This is a genomic window from Pseudomonas sp. LBUM1676 (assembly GCF_059695605.1).
This window is the reverse complement of record NZ_CP166777.1, coordinates 1727111-1741349: the sequence shown is the minus strand read 5'-3', so window position 1 is coordinate 1741349 and position 14239 is coordinate 1727111. Positions and strand designations below refer to the sequence as shown.

19 protein-coding genes are annotated in these 14239 nt (G+C 60.3%); 8 read left to right on the top strand and 11 right to left on the bottom strand.

The features are described 5' to 3' along the window. The first annotated feature begins 63 nt into the window (after positions 1–63). The gene (gene pbpG / locus ACA041_RS08165; RefSeq protein ID WP_497440652.1) at positions 64–1002 is read left to right on the top strand and encodes a D-alanyl-D-alanine endopeptidase; all 939 of its coding nucleotides are present in this window, start codon (positions 64–66) and stop codon (positions 1000–1002) included. Between the two features lie 152 nt (positions 1003–1154). Here the strand turns inward: pbpG and ACA041_RS08160 are convergent, their stop codons facing one another. The 3 genes from ACA041_RS08160 to ACA041_RS08150 form a co-directional block, all read right to left on the bottom strand. Continuing rightward, entirely contained in the window at positions 1155–1373 is a 219-nt protein-coding gene (locus ACA041_RS08160; RefSeq protein ID WP_497440651.1) for a hypothetical protein, read from the bottom strand. Positions 1374–1390: 17 nt separating this feature from the next. Beyond that, a complete protein-coding gene (locus ACA041_RS08155; protein WP_497440650.1) occupies positions 1391–1597 on the bottom strand; it encodes a DUF6021 family protein in 207 nt (68 codons plus the stop codon). A 113-nt stretch (positions 1598–1710) separates the two neighbouring features. Continuing rightward, on the bottom strand, positions 1711–2376 hold the full coding sequence (locus tag ACA041_RS08150) for a peptidase C39 family protein (RefSeq protein WP_497440649.1): 666 nt from the start codon (positions 2374–2376) through the stop codon (positions 1711–1713). A 233-nt stretch (positions 2377–2609) separates the two neighbouring features. On the opposite strand from ACA041_RS08150, the gene ACA041_RS08145 reads away from it, so the two are divergent. Continuing rightward, complete coding sequence (locus ACA041_RS08145; RefSeq protein WP_497442214.1) at positions 2610–2768, top strand: hypothetical protein; 159 nt, start codon at positions 2610–2612, stop codon at positions 2766–2768. 79 nt (positions 2769–2847) lie between these two features. Here the strand turns inward: ACA041_RS08145 and ACA041_RS08140 are convergent, their stop codons facing one another. Both ACA041_RS08140 and ACA041_RS08135 read right to left on the bottom strand, forming a co-directional pair. Then, complete coding sequence (locus ACA041_RS08140) at positions 2848–3597, bottom strand: TerC family protein (protein ID WP_497440648.1); 750 nt, start codon at positions 3595–3597, stop codon at positions 2848–2850. 28 nt (positions 3598–3625) lie between these two features. Next, entirely contained in the window at positions 3626–3868 is a 243-nt protein-coding gene (locus ACA041_RS08135) for a hypothetical protein (RefSeq protein WP_497442025.1), read from the bottom strand. Between the two features lie 186 nt (positions 3869–4054). Between ACA041_RS08135 and nhaR the strand changes: the two genes are divergently transcribed. Beyond that, entirely contained in the window at positions 4055–4954 is a 900-nt protein-coding gene (gene nhaR / locus ACA041_RS08130) for a transcriptional activator NhaR (RefSeq protein ID WP_497440647.1), read from the top strand. A gap of 4 nt (positions 4955–4958) precedes the next feature. On the opposite strand, the gene ACA041_RS08125 is transcribed toward nhaR, so the two are convergent. Then, positions 4959–6113, bottom strand: coding sequence for an MFS transporter (locus ACA041_RS08125; protein WP_497440646.1), 1155 nt, complete (start codon positions 6111–6113; stop codon positions 4959–4961). A gap of 280 nt (positions 6114–6393) precedes the next feature. Here ACA041_RS08125 and sstT point away from each other — a divergent pair, with 280 nt between their 5' ends. Further along, positions 6394–7626, top strand: coding sequence for a serine/threonine transporter SstT (gene sstT / locus ACA041_RS08120; RefSeq protein ID WP_497440645.1), 1233 nt, complete (start codon positions 6394–6396; stop codon positions 7624–7626). A gap of 127 nt (positions 7627–7753) precedes the next feature. On the opposite strand, the gene ACA041_RS08115 is transcribed toward sstT, so the two are convergent. Then, a complete protein-coding gene (locus ACA041_RS08115) occupies positions 7754–8263 on the bottom strand; it encodes a DUF1993 domain-containing protein (RefSeq protein ID WP_064676664.1) in 510 nt (169 codons plus the stop codon). A gap of 138 nt (positions 8264–8401) precedes the next feature. Here ACA041_RS08115 and ACA041_RS08110 point away from each other — a divergent pair, with 138 nt between their 5' ends. Continuing rightward, the gene (locus tag ACA041_RS08110) at positions 8402–9049 is read left to right on the top strand and encodes a YceH family protein (protein ID WP_497440644.1); all 648 of its coding nucleotides are present in this window, start codon (positions 8402–8404) and stop codon (positions 9047–9049) included. A gap of 115 nt (positions 9050–9164) precedes the next feature. Here the strand turns inward: ACA041_RS08110 and ACA041_RS08105 are convergent, their stop codons facing one another. Further along, complete coding sequence (locus ACA041_RS08105; RefSeq protein ID WP_497440643.1) at positions 9165–9683, bottom strand: cupin domain-containing protein; 519 nt, start codon at positions 9681–9683, stop codon at positions 9165–9167. Between the two features lie 239 nt (positions 9684–9922). Beyond that, positions 9923–10741, bottom strand: coding sequence for a shikimate 5-dehydrogenase (locus tag ACA041_RS08100; RefSeq protein WP_497440642.1), 819 nt, complete (start codon positions 10739–10741; stop codon positions 9923–9925). A 245-nt stretch (positions 10742–10986) separates the two neighbouring features. On the opposite strand from ACA041_RS08100, the gene ACA041_RS08095 reads away from it, so the two are divergent. The 3 genes from ACA041_RS08095 (at position 10987) to ACA041_RS08085 (ending at position 12066) form a co-directional block, all read left to right on the top strand. Next, positions 10987–11352 carry a hypothetical protein gene (locus ACA041_RS08095; RefSeq protein WP_497440641.1) on the top strand — a complete coding sequence of 122 codons (366 nt, stop codon included), beginning with the start codon at positions 10987–10989 and terminating at the stop codon, positions 11350–11352. Positions 11353–11588: 236 nt separating this feature from the next. Further along, entirely contained in the window at positions 11589–11783 is a 195-nt protein-coding gene (locus tag ACA041_RS08090) for a hypothetical protein (RefSeq protein ID WP_003179723.1), read from the top strand. A 100-nt stretch (positions 11784–11883) separates the two neighbouring features. Further along, entirely contained in the window at positions 11884–12066 is a 183-nt protein-coding gene (locus tag ACA041_RS08085; protein WP_497440640.1) for a hypothetical protein, read from the top strand. On the opposite strand, the gene ACA041_RS08080 is transcribed toward ACA041_RS08085, so the two are convergent. Beyond that, positions 12063–13124 (bottom strand): AI-2E family transporter, encoded by a 1062-nt coding sequence (locus ACA041_RS08080; protein ID WP_497440639.1) that lies wholly within the window; start codon positions 13122–13124, stop codon positions 12063–12065. The genes ACA041_RS08085 and ACA041_RS08080 overlap by 4 nt on opposite strands. Before the next feature lie 185 nt (positions 13125–13309). Continuing rightward, the gene (locus tag ACA041_RS08075; protein ID WP_497440638.1) at positions 13310–14200 is read right to left on the bottom strand and encodes a LysR substrate-binding domain-containing protein; all 891 of its coding nucleotides are present in this window, start codon (positions 14198–14200) and stop codon (positions 13310–13312) included. Positions 14201–14239: the final 39 nt, after the last annotated feature.

The window sequence follows — 14239 nt, the reverse complement described above, 5'->3', positions numbered from 1 at the left end:
CGCGCTTTTTTACGAAACAGCCCGTTACATAACGGCTTATCAACACTTCATGAGTCTGCCAGCGTGAAAATCCGTCTTTCCATCCTGAGCCTGTTTTTTGCTGTTACCGGGTCTTTCATCACGCCAATAACCATCGCTGCCGAAACCACCTCGGCGCCACGCGATGCCAAACAATTGAAGATCGCATCCGGCAGCGCCTTGCTGATGGATATGCAAACCAACAAGATCATCTATGCCAGCAATCCTGACGTGGTGGTGCCAATCGCTTCCGTCAGCAAACTGATGACCGGCCTGGTCGTGGTCGAAGCCAGGCAGAACATGGACGAATACCTTTCCATCAACATCAGCGACACGCCGGAAATGAAAGGCGTGTTTTCCCGGGTCAAGCTAAAAAGCGAATTGCCGCGTCGGGAAATGCTGCTGATTGCCCTGATGTCTTCGGAAAACCGCGCCGCCGCCAGCCTTGCCCATCATTATCCGGGCGGCTATGTCGCGTTCATTGCCGCGATGAACGCCAAGGCCCGCGCGCTGGGCATGACCAGCACCCACTTCGTCGAGCCGACCGGCCTGTCCCCGCGCAACGTGTCCACCGCCCGCGACCTGAGCAAGCTGCTGGTGGCCGCACACAAATATCCGCTATTGACCCAGCTGAGCACCACCAAGGAGAAGACCGTCACGTTCCGTAAACCCAACTACAGCCTGGGTTTTCGTAACACCGACCATCTGGTCAGGAAGCCGAACTGGGACATCAGACTGACGAAAACCGGTTTCACCAACGAGGCTGGTCACTGTCTGGTGCTGGTTACCAGCATGGGCAACCGCCAGGTGGCGTTGGTTATTCTCGATGCATTCGGCAAATACACCCACTTTGCCGATGCCAGCCGTATTCGCAGCTGGGTCGAAACCGGCCGGGGCGCCGATGTGCCGTCGGTGGCCCTGCAGTACAAGTCCGACAAGAACCTGAAGAATCGGCAAAGCGGTGTGGTGGAGGCGTCGAAATAGGACGAAACCAGCCGCGCCTGAATCCGCCGCTGCCCCTGAATCCGCCGATCCTGTAGGAGCGAAGGCCGCAAGGACGGCGCGTTTATTCAGGAATAGCGCGTTATCGTTGACGTTTTTCGCGAGCAAGCTCGCTCCTACAGGGGGGGTAGACGTTAATCGTTGGGCAGGGGCATCTGGTCGTCGTCCGGAATGCCATCTCCGGCGCTCGGATCTCTATGGCCCTGGGGATGTTCCGTTGGCGTCACCACCGGCCTGGCCAAAGGGTCCCGCAACGGGCTGTTCGGATCCATCACCGGATCGTTGGGGGCCGCTTCGGGTGTGGTTGGAACGCTGTCCGGACGTTTGTCGTTGAAACTCGAATCGGTAGACATACGCACCTCACTGGGGGTCAGGGTTTCAGATCGGCGAGAGGATCGTAGGGCTTCGCCGGGGCCTTGTCGTCATCGCCCGGCTTCACGTCCCTTGGCGCCTTGGCCGGCCCGATGGGATCGACCTGTGGATCGGCGAGGTCCGGCGAATCGGGGTCGAAGCCCAACTCATCGCCGGACGAATGCTCGGACGAGTGCGGGCCATCGGGGGTATTGGTATGGGCCATGGGCGCCTCCTTGGGTGTGTCCCGGAATTAAAGGACCGACCCGGAAAAATCCGGGTCCTTTTACCTCAGAGGCCAATCGCCGGTGACAGTGCCCTGCAGATGACGAACGGGACCTACTGCGCGGACAGCGCCTTCTTCGCCCGGGCTGCCGCCTGCTCCTGGCCGGCCTGGGCCAGGTCGCTCGCCGCCTTCAACCAGCGCTGCTGATCGACGTTGGCCGGCAGCTGGTCCGGTTTCTGGATCAGCACCGCCCACCCTCCGGCATCCTTGAACGCCGATTCAAATGAGCTGAAGCTCATCAGCGTCCGCCGATTCATCCCGGCACGCAGCAGCACGGTCTGCTTCTGACGGTTGTACCCGGCGAGAATGGCGTAACGCGGACCCGCCCAGAACTCAGTGAACCGCACCATCACTGGATACCCGGCCGCGACCTGGGCCAACAGTGCAGGCAGGTTGGCGTCCAGGGGATAGACCACCATGCCGTACTCGCGGGCGAGGTTCTGCATATTCTGCTGCAGCCGGGCTTCAGCACCCGGCAAACCCAGGGGTTTGTCGAGCAAACCCGGGGTAATCACGATGCCCTGCTGCGACAACAGGCTGGCCAGCACCTGAGGGCCGCTCTGATTGTCTTGCCCACGGTAGAAAGTACCGCTCAGTTCGACCCGTTCCGGCAGGCGCTTTATTTCCGGGGCAACGCTCCCCGCACAGCCCGCCAGACCTGCAACACTGCCCACCAGCAGGGCCAGGCAAAGAATTCGAGAGAATACCCGCACCATCATCACTCACTTGTTCAGACGCCAGGCATACGTGCTCCCGGCTTGGCCGTCGATCATAGGACGCCAGGCGACAGCGGTATAGCCTTCACCGGTAGTTGTTTGCGATCGATAGAGCGAACTGGTTGGTCACAGCCGACCTTTGGTCAATAGCCTGAAACACGGCAGCGGCTAGACTGTCATTTGCAGAGAGTGTGTGCCCGCAGCAGGGCAAAGAGGAGGCACCGATGAGCCTGACAATGACCATAGTGATGCTGATTGCCGGCTGGCTGGCCGTCGCCGCGGCGATGCTGTGGGGCGTCCTGCGTATTACCCGCCGCCACCATCACGCTCCTGTGCAACCGGCAACGCCGGCAGCCACTGAAAAACCCGACACCGGCCACGCCGCCGCGCACTGATTGGCGCTTTCAGGTCGCACAAGCAAAAACGGCCGCCTGGACTCTTGCGAGTTCAGGCGGCCGTTTCATTCATCGAAGGTTACGCCCGGGCGGCGAGCCGCTTCTGTTTCGCCCGCCGGGAGACCATGTTCAGCCCCTCGATCGTGGCCGAGAACGCCATCGCCGCGTAGACGTAGCCTTTCGGTACGTGAGCGCCGAAGCCTTCGGCAATCAGCGTCATGCCGATCATGATCAGGAAGCCCAGGGCCAGCATCACCACGGTCGGGTTGTCGTTGATGAACTTGGCCAACGGGTCAGCCGCCAGCAACATCACCAATACCGACACCACCACTGCAATGATCATGATCGGCAAATGCTCGGTCATGCCGACAGCGGTGATGATGCTGTCGATGGAGAACACCATGTCCAGCATCAGGATCTGCCCGATCGCGGCCGCAAAGCCCAGGGTCACGGTCGAGGTCGCCGACTTCGGATCTTCCGGCGCCGGGTCCATGCTGTGATGGATCTCGGTGGTGGCCTTCCACAACAGGAACAGGCCGCCGGCGATCAGGATCATGTCTTTCCAGGAGAACGCGTGGCCGAGGATTTCGATCACCGGCTGCGTCAACTGGACGATGAACGCGATGGTACTCAACAGGGCCAGACGCAGGATCAGCGCCATGCCGATACCGATGCGTCGCGCCTTCTGCCGATGCTGCTCGGGCAGTTTATTGGTCAGGATCGAGATAAAGATCAGGTTATCGATGCCGAGCACGATTTCCATCACGATCAACGTGGCCAGGGCGACCCAGGCGGTGGGGCTTGCAGCAAGTTCTAAAAGGTATTCCATGGGTCAGTCCTGACTCGTTTAAGACGGTTTAGATTTCCTGGGACGAAGACTCGTTTCTGCGCTTGTCTTCAGCCGATGATTCTTTCTTGCTGATCAGCCCGCCCGTGGCGTCGCTGATCGCCTGCTCGGCAGCTTTATGCGTATCGTCGATCGCTTGCTTGGCGCTTTCGGCAGCCTTGCCCATCAGTTGTTGAGCGCTTTTCTCGGCCTGGTCGCAACCGGCCAATACCAGTAAAGACGTAATCAGCAGCGCCGTGGTTTTAAGCTTCATCATGCTTTCCTCGATAGAACAGACAGAGCCGAAAAGGCCTCCCGTCGATAGCGGGGCATTCTAAGGAGACAAACACTTCAGGAAAATTCGTATTTTTACCGTCTATACTTCGGTTATTACGAATCCAGAATCAAAAACACTCTTAAACAGGTGTTCAGGGGATCTGTCCCGGGGAAAATAAACAAAATGTTGAATTATCGGCAGCTGCATTACTTCTGGGTAGTGGCCAAGACCGGCAGCATCGTGCGCGCCTGCGAGCAGTTGAACCTGACCCCGCAGACCATCAGCGGGCAGATCTCCCTGCTCGAACAGACCTACGGCATCGAGTTGTTTCGCCGGGTTGGCCGTCAGCTTGAGCTGACGGAGGCCGGGCGTCAGACCCTGCCCTACGCCGAGCAGATGTTTCAGCTGGGCGGCGAGCTGGAATTGATGCTGCGGGCGCAGCCCAACGAGCAGCAGATCCTGTTTCGGGTCGGCGTGGCGGACGTGGTGCCCAAATCCATCGTCTATCGGCTGATCGCGCCGACCATGGAGTTGAGCGAACCGCTGCGCATCACCTGCCGCGAAGACAAGCTGGAGCGGCTGCTGGCCGACCTGGCCATCCAGCGCCTGGACCTGGTGATTTCCGACAGCCCGATGCCCTCGCACCTGGACATCAAGGGCTACAGCCAGAAACTCGGCGAATGCGGCATCAGCTTCTTTGCCACCGCCAAACTGGCCGCGCAGTACGGTCAGGACTTTCCGCGCAGCCTGCACGGCGCACCGCTGCTGATACCCGGGCCGGAAACCGTGGTGCGCAGTCGCTTGCAGCGCTGGTTTGCCGAACAGCAGATCCAGCCGCGCATTGTCGGCGAGTTCGACGACAGCGCCTTGATGCAGGCTTTCGGTCAATCCGGCAGCGGGATTTTCATCGGTCCGAGCGTGATTGCCGACGAGGTGCAACGCCAATATGGCGTGGAGTCGATTGGCCAGACCCACGCGGTCACCGAGTCGTTCTACGCCATTTCGGTGGAACGCAAGGTCAAGCACCCCGGCATTGTCGCCATTACCGAAGGGGCCCGCCGCGAACTGTTCACCGAGCTGTGAAGGGTCAGGCGCAGACTTCGCGGGGCTTGAAGGTCATCAGCGCCATGGCCAACAGGATCGAGACCAGGATAAAAGCGGCCGCCGCAAAACCCAGGCCTTGCAGGCCGACGCTGTCGATCACCCGGCCGCCGACCATGGCGCCCAGGCCGATGCCGAGGTTGGCCCCGGCGATGTTCAGCGACGCGGCAAAGGCCGGCGCTTCGGGCGCAGCCTTCATCAGGCGCACGTGGCTGACCAGGAACAAGGCCGCCTGGGTCACGCCCCAGATCCCCATCGCCGCCGCCAGGCCCAGCGGTGAATGAATGTTCGGCACCAGCGCCACCATGCCGGCGATCATGAACGCGCAGAACGTTACCGAAGCGATCAGCGGGTGACGATCCACAGCGCGGCCACCCAACGAGTTGCCGATCAGCCCCACCGCGCCGAAGCCCATCAGGCACCAGCCGACCACCGTGCCGTTGAAGCCGGCCAGGCGCTCAAGGATGTCCGCCAGGTAGGTGTAGACGGTGAACATGCCGCTGAACACCAGGATCGACAGCAGCACATGCCCGATCATCAGCGGGCTGCGCAGGATCTTGAACTGCGAGCGAAAGCTCACTTGATGCTGATGCAGGTTGGTTGACGGCAGGTAGATGAACAGCAGCAGCGCCTTGGCAAAGGCGATCACCGCCAGGATGCCGAACGCACTGCGCCAACCGAAGGCATCGGAAATCAGCGTACCCACCGGAATGCCGAACACCGTGGCGCAGACAATCCCGAAGCCGATCTTGGCGATGGCGCGACCGGCAAAGTCCGGCCCGACGATATCCACCGCCGTCTCGCTGGCCAGGGCCCAGAACACCGGCAGCCCGAGCGCCGGAACCAGGCGGGCGATGGCCATCACCCAGATGTTCGGCGCAAACGCCGCCAGGGTGTTGGCCAGGCCGAACATGATCAGCACCGAGATGAACAGCTTGCGCCGCTCGAACCTGGCGAAGTACGCGGTCAGGAACGGCCCGAAGGCGGCGACGGTAAAGGCGAACAAGGTCACCAGCAAACCCGCTTGCGGGATGCTGACGTCAAGGTCGCGGGCGATCGCCGGCAACAGGCCGACGATGACGAATTCCGTGGTCAGCACCGTGAAACCGGCGGCGGACAACAGAAGGATGGGCAACAGCATGCAGAACTCCAGAAAACGACGACACCAGCGACAGCCCGGGGGCCCGCTGGCAGAACATGAAAATGAGGATGGGCAATCTTAACAGAGTGTTTCCGGACGCGGTTGCACGAACCTGCCTTTCTCGTTTAACACGCGGGCGGCAGATCGTCACAGGTCTGAAGGATCGGGACGACGCTGTGATAAAGTCCGCGCCCTGCGATACGTACACCCTGTTCATCGGCCAGTGATTGGCATTGATGTCGCGCTACCCCGCACCTAATAAAATCAGAGATGCCGCTTTATGACCGCTTCATCCCCTTCGCTATTGAATCGTTTGAATCGCTTGAGCCTGGTCACGCAAATCATCATCGGCCTGATCGCCGGGATTGTCCTGGCGCTGGTCGCGCCGGAAGTGGCCAAGTCCACCGCGTTCATCGGCAAAGTCTTTGTCTCGGCCTTGAAAGCCGTCGCACCGATCCTGGTGTTCGTGCTGGTCATGGCGTCGATCGCCAACCATAAACACGGCCAGGAAACCCACATCCGGCCGATTCTGTTTCTGTATCTGCTGGGCACCTTTGCCGCCGCGGTGGTCGCGGTCGTTGCCAGCATGATGTTCCCCTCGAGCCTGGTGCTGTCCAGCCACGACGTCGCGGTGACTGCGCCGGGCGGCATCAGTGAAGTGCTGCAAAGCCTGCTGCTGAGCGTGGTCGACAACCCGGTCAGTGCACTGATCAACGCCAACTTCATCGGCATCCTGGCCTGGGCGATCGGCATGGGCGTTGCCATCCGCCATGCCGGTGACACCACCCGCGAAGTGCTCGGTGATCTGTCCAATGGCGTGACCCTGATCGTGCGCATGGTGATTCGCTTCGCGCCGCTGGGGATTTTCGGCCTGGTGGCCTCGACGCTCGCCACGTCCGGTTTCGGTGCCCTGATCGGCTACCTGCATCTGTTGGCCGTACTGCTCGGTTGCATGCTGTTCGTGGCGCTGGTGATGAACCCGGCGATCGTGTTCTGGAAGCTGCGCCGCAATCCCTATCCGCTGGTCATCATGTGCCTGCGCGAAAGCGGCATCACCGCCTTCTTCACCCGCAGTTCGGCGGCGAACATTCCGGTCAACCTGGAGCTGAGCAAGCGCCTGGGCCTGCACGAAGACACCTACTCGGTATCGATCCCGCTCGGCGCCACCATCAACATGGCCGGCGCGGCGATCACCATTACCGTGCTGACACTGGCGGCGGTGCACACCTTGGGCATTGCGGTGGATATCCCGACCGCGATCCTGCTGAGCGTGGTCGCGGCGATCTGTGCCTGTGGCGCTTCGGGTGTGGCCGGCGGTTCGCTGCTGCTGATTCCACTGGCGTGCAGCCTGTTCGGCATCCCGAGTGAAATCGCCATGCAGGTGGTGGCGGTGGGTTTCATCATCGGGGTGTTGCAGGATTCGGCGGAGACGGCGTTGAACTCGTCTACGGATGTGCTGTTTACGGCCGCGGCGTGCTTGGGCGAAGAAGACAAAGCACAACGCCTGGCCTAACACCGCCCCCCCCTGTGGGAGCGAGCAGGCTCGCTCCCACAGGATCGGTGGTGGAAATGAATAATGCGCATCTATGAAAAAGCCCCCGTAGCCTAAGGCTGCGGGGGCTTTTTTGTACCTGCTCGGTTTAGAACGCGCCCATGTAATCGCGCTTGCCCACTTCCACACCGTTGTGACGCAGCAAGGCGTAGGTGGTGGTGACGTGGAAGAAGAACTGCGGCAGACCGTAGCTCAGCAGGTAAGCCTGGCCGGTGAAGCGCTTCTCTTTTGGCGTGCCTGGGCGAGTGACGATCTCGATGCCTTCCTTGCCGGCGATCTGCTCGGGCTTGATCTCGCCGATATAGGCCAGGACCTTGGCGATCAGCGCTTGCAGTTCGGCGAAGGTGGTTTCGGTGTCGTCGTATTTCGGCACTTCGATCTCGGCCAGGCGCGAGGAAACACCCTTGGCGAAATCAACGGCGATCTGCACCTGGCGTACCAGCGGGAACATGTCCGGGTACAGCCGGGCTTGCAGCAACGCGTTCGGATCGATGTTCTTCGCGGTGGCGTGGGCTTCGGCCTTGTTCAAAACATCGCTCAGGGCGTTGAGCATTTGTTTGAAAACTGGAACGGAAGCGTCATACAGGGAAATGGTCATGGCAGTCTCATGTTGTGACAGGAGGTAAACGTGGGCCGATTATAGCCATGCGCGACGCTCCTGCGACTTGTCTTTTATCCAGCAAGGATTACGCTAGGCGGCTTCGACTGCATGCTTCGACTGCATAGGGAAAGCGCGATGAGCACTGAGCAAGAAACCACATCCGACGAACCGCGCCTCAACAGCACGGAAATCCGCATTCTGGGGTCGTTGATCGAAAAGCAGGCCACCAGCCCGGAAACCTATCCGCTGACCCTCAATGCCCTGGTGATCGCCTGTAACCAGAAAACCAGTCGCGAGCCGGTGATGAACCTCACCCAGGGCCAGGTCGGCCAGAGCCTGCGCGCCCTCGAAGGCCGCGGCTTTACCAGGCTGGTCATGGGCAGCCGTGCCGATCGCTGGGAGCACAAGGTCGACAAGGCGCTGGAACTGGTGCCGGCCCAGGTCATCCTGACGGGCCTGCTGTTCCTGCGCGGCCCGCAGACGGTCAATGAACTGCTGACCCGCAGCGGCCGCATGCATGAATTCGAAGACACCGAGCAGGTGGTGCATCAGCTGGAGCGATTGATTGCCCGTGGCCTGGCGCTGCTGATTCCACGCCAGGCGGGGCAGCGTGAAGATCGCTACATGCATGCGCTGGGTGATCCGGCGGATATCGAGGTGATTCTGGCGGCGCGCAGCAATCCGGTGGAACGCGGCGCCAGCAGTGGCGTGTCGCTGGAGCGGATCGAAGAGCTGGAAGCGCGGATTGCAGCGCTGGAAGAACGACTGGCACGCCTCGAATAGCCTGCGCGAAACTCTGTAGGAGCGAGGCTTGCCCGCGAAGTCGATTTCCAATTCGACGACAATGTTGGACATTGAATCGCCTTCGCGGGCAAGCCTCGCTCCTACAGAGGGAATCTTATTCGCCGTCCCAGTAATCCACGCCGTCCGCCTGCCGGGCGACGGCGACGAAGCCCGTCGCATTACCCTCTGCATCCACCTTGAAATCGTCCATCACCGCATACTTGCCGGAATCCGGGTACTCGCAGATCTCCGGCGATTGCTGGGTGCTGACCGCCAGATAACGCAACTCGCCCTCGCTGGTGTTGATGATCTGGTGCGCCGCTTCAGGCCCGCCCGGCGGGCAGGCGATCACGTCACCGGCGCGGATCGCAAAGCGTTCGGCCCCGAGACGAACCTGCCCTTCCCCGGCGACGATATAGAACATTTCCTCGTTGACCCGATGGCTATGGAACGGGCTGCCACGCATGCCCGGTGCCAGGACATACAACCGATAACCGAGCTTTTGCGCCCCCAGTTGCTGGCCAACGCGGGCGATCCGTTGTTGATAGCGGCCGGCTGTTTCGCCGGTGGGCGCCAGGGCTTCTGGCAGGGGCTCGGGTTCGACCTGATTCAGGTTGAGAATGGGCGGATGCATGGGGAACCTCGGTCACGGTTTTATGGGGAGGCAAGTCTTTGCTTGCTGGGGGGCAGTATAGGCAGGGAAATTTGCGGCAGCTGACCGGGTAAGACTTGGGACCGAGTCGCGGCCTTCGCGAGCAGGGTCGCTCCCACAGGACTCTCTGGCGACTGCAAAGCTTGTGTGCGACGCCAATCCCCTGTGGGAGCGAGCCTGCTCGCGAAGAGGCCAGTACAGCCACCAGATACCTTGAGGGATCAGCTGCGAGCAAACTCCACGGCTTTACGAAACTGCTCATCCGTCGGCCGCACGCCGGTATAAAGCACAAACTGCTCCAACGCCTGAATCGCAATCACCTCCAGCCCGGTAATCACCCGCTTGCCTTCGGCACGACCGCGCAGGATCAGCGGGGTTTCCGAGGGGATCGCCACCACATCGAAGATCGTCTCTGCAGCGGCAATGGTGTCTGCATCAAACGCCAGTTGCTCGGCATCCGGCCCGCCGGTCATGCCGATCGGTGTGACATTGATCAGCATCTGCGCACGTCGCGCGCCCAGTTCAGCCTGCCATTCATAGCCCAGCGCCTGGGCCAGGGCACGCCCGGCGCGTTCGTTACGGGCCACGATCAGGCCATTGCTGTAGCCGCCATCACGCAAGGCGCTGGCCACGGCTTTGGCCATGCCACCACTGCCGCGCAGGGCGAAGGTCGAGTCTTTGGGGACCTGGTGGGTTTCCAGCAGTTGGGCGATGGCGATGTAATCGGTGTTGTAGGCCTTGAGGTGGCCATTGCTGTTGACGATGGTGTTGATCGATTGAATGGCCGCGGCCGACGCATCCAGCTCGTCGACCAGCGCAATGCAGGCCTCCTTGAACGGCATCGACACGCCACAGCCACGAATCCCCAGGGCGCGAATACCCGCGACAGCACCTGGCAAGTCCTGACTGCTGAAGGCCTTGTAATAGAAATTCAGGCCCAATTGTTCGTACAGATGATTGTGAAATCGCAAGCCAAAGTTGCCAGGGCGCCCGGAAAGGGACATGCACAGCTGGGTGTCTTTGTTGGGGTTCATCTGCATGGGTATCTCCTTGGAAAGCACTTTCAGATGGACGGGATTAGCCATTCCATCAGCGCTGATCAATCATATTTCGCGTGCCTGCCGGCGGCACCGCACGAGGGTAAAGAAGCCGGTACAGACCTTACACAAAATTTACCCAACGGCTGTGCTGATTTGCAAAAAAACGCTGTCTTAGAAGTATCCCCGCGACAATCCTTGGGTCTATTGCAGACGCAAGCGCCGGGTCGAAGAACCGAGGAACTATCATGATCCGTAAAATCCCCACAGTGGCCTTGCTGATCGGTGCTTTTGCTATCACGGGGCAGGCAGAGGCTGGCGGCGGTCACGGTTGGCAAGGGCCGGCGGTGTTTGGTGCGATCGTCGGCTCGGCCATCGTCGGTTCGGCCATCATCAACAGCAACCGGCCGGTCTATGTGCAGCAACCGGTGTATGCCCAGCCGCAGCCGGTGTACATACAACAACCGCCACCGGTTTATTACCAGCCGGCGCCGGTCTACGTGCAACAGCCGGTCTATTACGGTCCGCCGCCGGTCTACTACGGGCCACCCCGTGGCTACTACGGCCCGCCGCGCGGGTATTACCGTCCTCACCCCAGCTATGGCCACTGGTAACAAAAATCATCAGGCCCGGCCGCGACGGCGGGGCCTTTTTTGTTGCCGTCTGTCGGTACAGGTCTGAATAAATCGGATCAAGGTCGCTGTCGGGACAGTCTTTGTAGTTCAAGTTGGCAAGATTGACCCGCCACCCTTCCCCCACCTTGGGGAAAACGGTCATATATATGTCATGTCAGGTCCGCACAGTTGGACCTGTCCGAAACCAACAGGTTGATAACAACAAGGACGACCTCATGCCCACGCAAAACCCGCACCGCATTGTCGGCTTGTGCACTTCCAGCAAGGTGTACAACGCACTGACCGAACTCAAGCACCTGGAAGGCCATCGCAGCGCCAAGTTTCTCTCGCTGCTGGCGGAAAACCTGGTGCGCAAAGGCCTGCTCAACGAGCAGGAAGTGGTCCATATGCTTGATCTGGTGGTCGACTGAAGCCAAGACTCACTGGCGTCAATGACGACTATCGAAAGCGTTGATTGTCCGTTCCAGCCTCGAATCCGTAAGGTAGCTCCATAGATTGATGGAGGTACTTATGTCCCAGGTTCAGATCATGTCCGTTATCGGTAGCGCCGTTCCCGCCCCCCTCAGAGCGCTTGGATTGCTCGCCTGTTGGTACCTGGTACAGGACGGCGAACCGATCAGCGGCCCGCTCACCTCGTTGCCGGATGCCCAGGCACTGTCGCAACGCATCGGCCAGGGTCAACTCAGCGCTTAAGGCAGCTGCACCCGTGGCTTGGTTTCGATGAAGATCGACCAGCTCGACATGAACAGCGCGGCGATCAGCGGCCCGATGACAAAGCCATTGAGGCCGAAGATCGCCAGGCCGCCCAGGGTTGAAATCAGGATCATGTAGTCCGGCATCTTCGTGTCCTTGCCGACCATGATCGGTCGCAGCACGTTATCCACCAGGCCGATCACGAAGATCCCGAACAGCGCCAGCACCGTGCCCTGCCAGATCGCCCCGCTGAGCAGGAAATACAGGGCCACCGGTGCCCAGACGATGCCGGCCCCCACTGCCGGCAACAGCGACAGAAACCCCATCAGCACCGCCCAGAGCAACGCGCTGGGGATGTCCAGGAACCAGAAAATCAAACCGCCCAGCGCACCCTGAGTGATCGCCACCAGCAGGTTGCCCTTGATCGTGGCCCGTACCACGCGGTTGAACTTGAGCTGCAAACGGCGTTTCTGGCCGTCTTCCAGCGGTACGGCGGCGCGGACCTTGCGTGCCAGCTCGGAGCCGTCACGCAGGAAGAAAAACAGCAGGTACAGCATGATGAAAAAACTGACGATGAATTCGAACGTCCCCTGACCAAAACTGAAGGCCTGGCTCGCCAGCACCTGCCCGCCCTGCATGGCGCTCTTGACGATTTTATCGCGCAATCCGTTCAATTCACCCATGCCGAGACGATCCAGCATGTTCTGGAAATACGGCGGCAGGCTGTGTTTGAACTGCACCAGGTACTTGCCAATATCCAGTTCGCCGCTCTCGATGCTTTTATAGAAGGTCGCGCCTTCCTGAACCAGCAAGGTACTGACGATGATCACCGGCAGAATCGCAATCACCAGGCAGATGCTCAAGGTGCATAACGAGGTCAGGTTGCGTTGCCAGCCGAACTTCAGTTGCAGCCGATGTTGCAGTGGGGCAAAGACAATGCCCAGGATCACCGCCCAGAACACCGCGCCATAGAACGGCAGCAGGATCCAGATGAAAGACAGGGTGACCAGCAACAGCAGCACCATCAGCGATTTGTTTTGCAGTTTCTCTTCGTTCATGTCCGATCCATGTCAGTCAGCAGGGGCGCATGCTCTTGTACTGAAGAGCCACACCTGATGCTTAGTCCGCCACGGTTCGCGCGAGTGCCATCCGTTTGTTTATCAAGCATAGATCCAGATTAATAAACTACATTCAGCTCGCCCCAGGCCCGGGAGCCTACGTCCGAATCCTTGCAGTTCGGCGATCAGGCTGCCTCGCGCAGAAACACCTTGAACGCCTGCCAGACCGGACTGCGATAGCGGTCAGGGTGCCAGATCAAGGAAAAGGTCCGACTCAGGTGCAGATCGTTTTCCAGGCTGACCAGCTCACCTCGTTGCAGCTCACCCGCCACGGTCAGGCGGGACATGCAGCCCAGCCCGAACCCGGCGCGAACCGCCTGCTTGATGGCTTCGTGCTGGCTCAGTTCCATACGCACTCGCAAGCGCGCCGCGCGATGCAGGATGGCCGCTTCAAACATCGCCCGGGTGCCCGAGCCCGGCTCGCGCAATACCCAGTGCTCGGCGTTCAAATCTTCATCGCCGAGCTGGCCTCGTTGCGCAAGTCGATGTTCGGGTGAACAGATGATCACCATTTCATCCTGGCGCCACACCTCCGACACCAGGCGAGATTCGGTGCACTGCCCTTCGATCATCCCGAGGTCGGCCTCGAACCGCATGATGTCTCCCACCACCTCATCGGTATTGAGCAAACGCATGTGCAGATCGACCTGTGGATAACGCTCCACGAACCGGCCAACGAGCGCCGGCAAAAGGTAATTGCCGATGGTCGCGCTGGCGGCGACATTCAGACTGCCCTGCAAGTGGCCTTCGGGCTCAACGGCGGCGTCGACAAACTGATCCAGGTCACTGAGCAGCGCTTCGGCACGCGGCAACAAGCGGCGTCCGGCGTCGTTGAGCAGCAGACGGCGCCCCAGACGCTCGAAGAGCATCAGGCCCAATTGACGCTCCAGATCAGACAGCGACTGGCTGGTGGCCGACTGCGACAGATTGAGTTTTTGCGCCGCGGCGCCAAGGCTTCCCTCGCGAACCACGGCGACGAAAACCTGCAACTGCCGAAAGCTGATGTTGGCGTTCATTTCAGTTTTTCCGAATGGTTATATCGTTATAACCGTTTA

Coding starts and splice junctions, on each gene's coding strand:
- ACA041_RS08160 (WP_497440651.1), bottom strand. CDS start 1,373: ATGTCTACCGATTCGAGTTTCAACGACAAACGTCCGGACAGCGTTCCA.
- ACA041_RS08155 (WP_497440650.1), bottom strand. CDS start 1,597: ATGGCCCATACCAATACCCCCGATGGCCCGCACTCGTCCGAGCATTCG.
- ACA041_RS08150 (WP_497440649.1), bottom strand. CDS start 2,376: ATGATGGTGCGGGTATTCTCTCGAATTCTTTGCCTGGCCCTGCTGGTG.
- ACA041_RS08145 (WP_497442214.1), top strand. CDS start 2,610: ATGACCATAGTGATGCTGATTGCCGGCTGGCTGGCCGTCGCCGCGGCG.
- ACA041_RS08140 (WP_497440648.1), bottom strand. CDS start 3,597: ATGGAATACCTTTTAGAACTTGCTGCAAGCCCCACCGCCTGGGTCGCC.
- ACA041_RS08135 (WP_497442025.1), bottom strand. CDS start 3,868: ATGAAGCTTAAAACCACGGCGCTGCTGATTACGTCTTTACTGGTATTG.
- nhaR (WP_497440647.1), top strand. CDS start 4,055: ATGTTGAATTATCGGCAGCTGCATTACTTCTGGGTAGTGGCCAAGACC.
- ACA041_RS08125 (WP_497440646.1), bottom strand. CDS start 6,113: ATGCTGTTGCCCATCCTTCTGTTGTCCGCCGCCGGTTTCACGGTGCTG.
- sstT (WP_497440645.1), top strand. CDS start 6,394: ATGACCGCTTCATCCCCTTCGCTATTGAATCGTTTGAATCGCTTGAGC.
- ACA041_RS08115 (WP_064676664.1), bottom strand. CDS start 8,263: ATGACCATTTCCCTGTATGACGCTTCCGTTCCAGTTTTCAAACAAATG.
- ACA041_RS08110 (WP_497440644.1), top strand. CDS start 8,402: ATGAGCACTGAGCAAGAAACCACATCCGACGAACCGCGCCTCAACAGC.
- ACA041_RS08105 (WP_497440643.1), bottom strand. CDS start 9,683: ATGCATCCGCCCATTCTCAACCTGAATCAGGTCGAACCCGAGCCCCTG.
- ACA041_RS08100 (WP_497440642.1), bottom strand. CDS start 10,741: ATGCAGATGAACCCCAACAAAGACACCCAGCTGTGCATGTCCCTTTCC.
- ACA041_RS08095 (WP_497440641.1), top strand. CDS start 10,987: ATGATCCGTAAAATCCCCACAGTGGCCTTGCTGATCGGTGCTTTTGCT.
- ACA041_RS08090 (WP_003179723.1), top strand. CDS start 11,589: ATGCCCACGCAAAACCCGCACCGCATTGTCGGCTTGTGCACTTCCAGC.
- ACA041_RS08085 (WP_497440640.1), top strand. CDS start 11,884: ATGTCCCAGGTTCAGATCATGTCCGTTATCGGTAGCGCCGTTCCCGCC.
- ACA041_RS08080 (WP_497440639.1), bottom strand. CDS start 13,124: ATGAACGAAGAGAAACTGCAAAACAAATCGCTGATGGTGCTGCTGTTG.
- ACA041_RS08075 (WP_497440638.1), bottom strand. CDS start 14,200: ATGAACGCCAACATCAGCTTTCGGCAGTTGCAGGTTTTCGTCGCCGTG.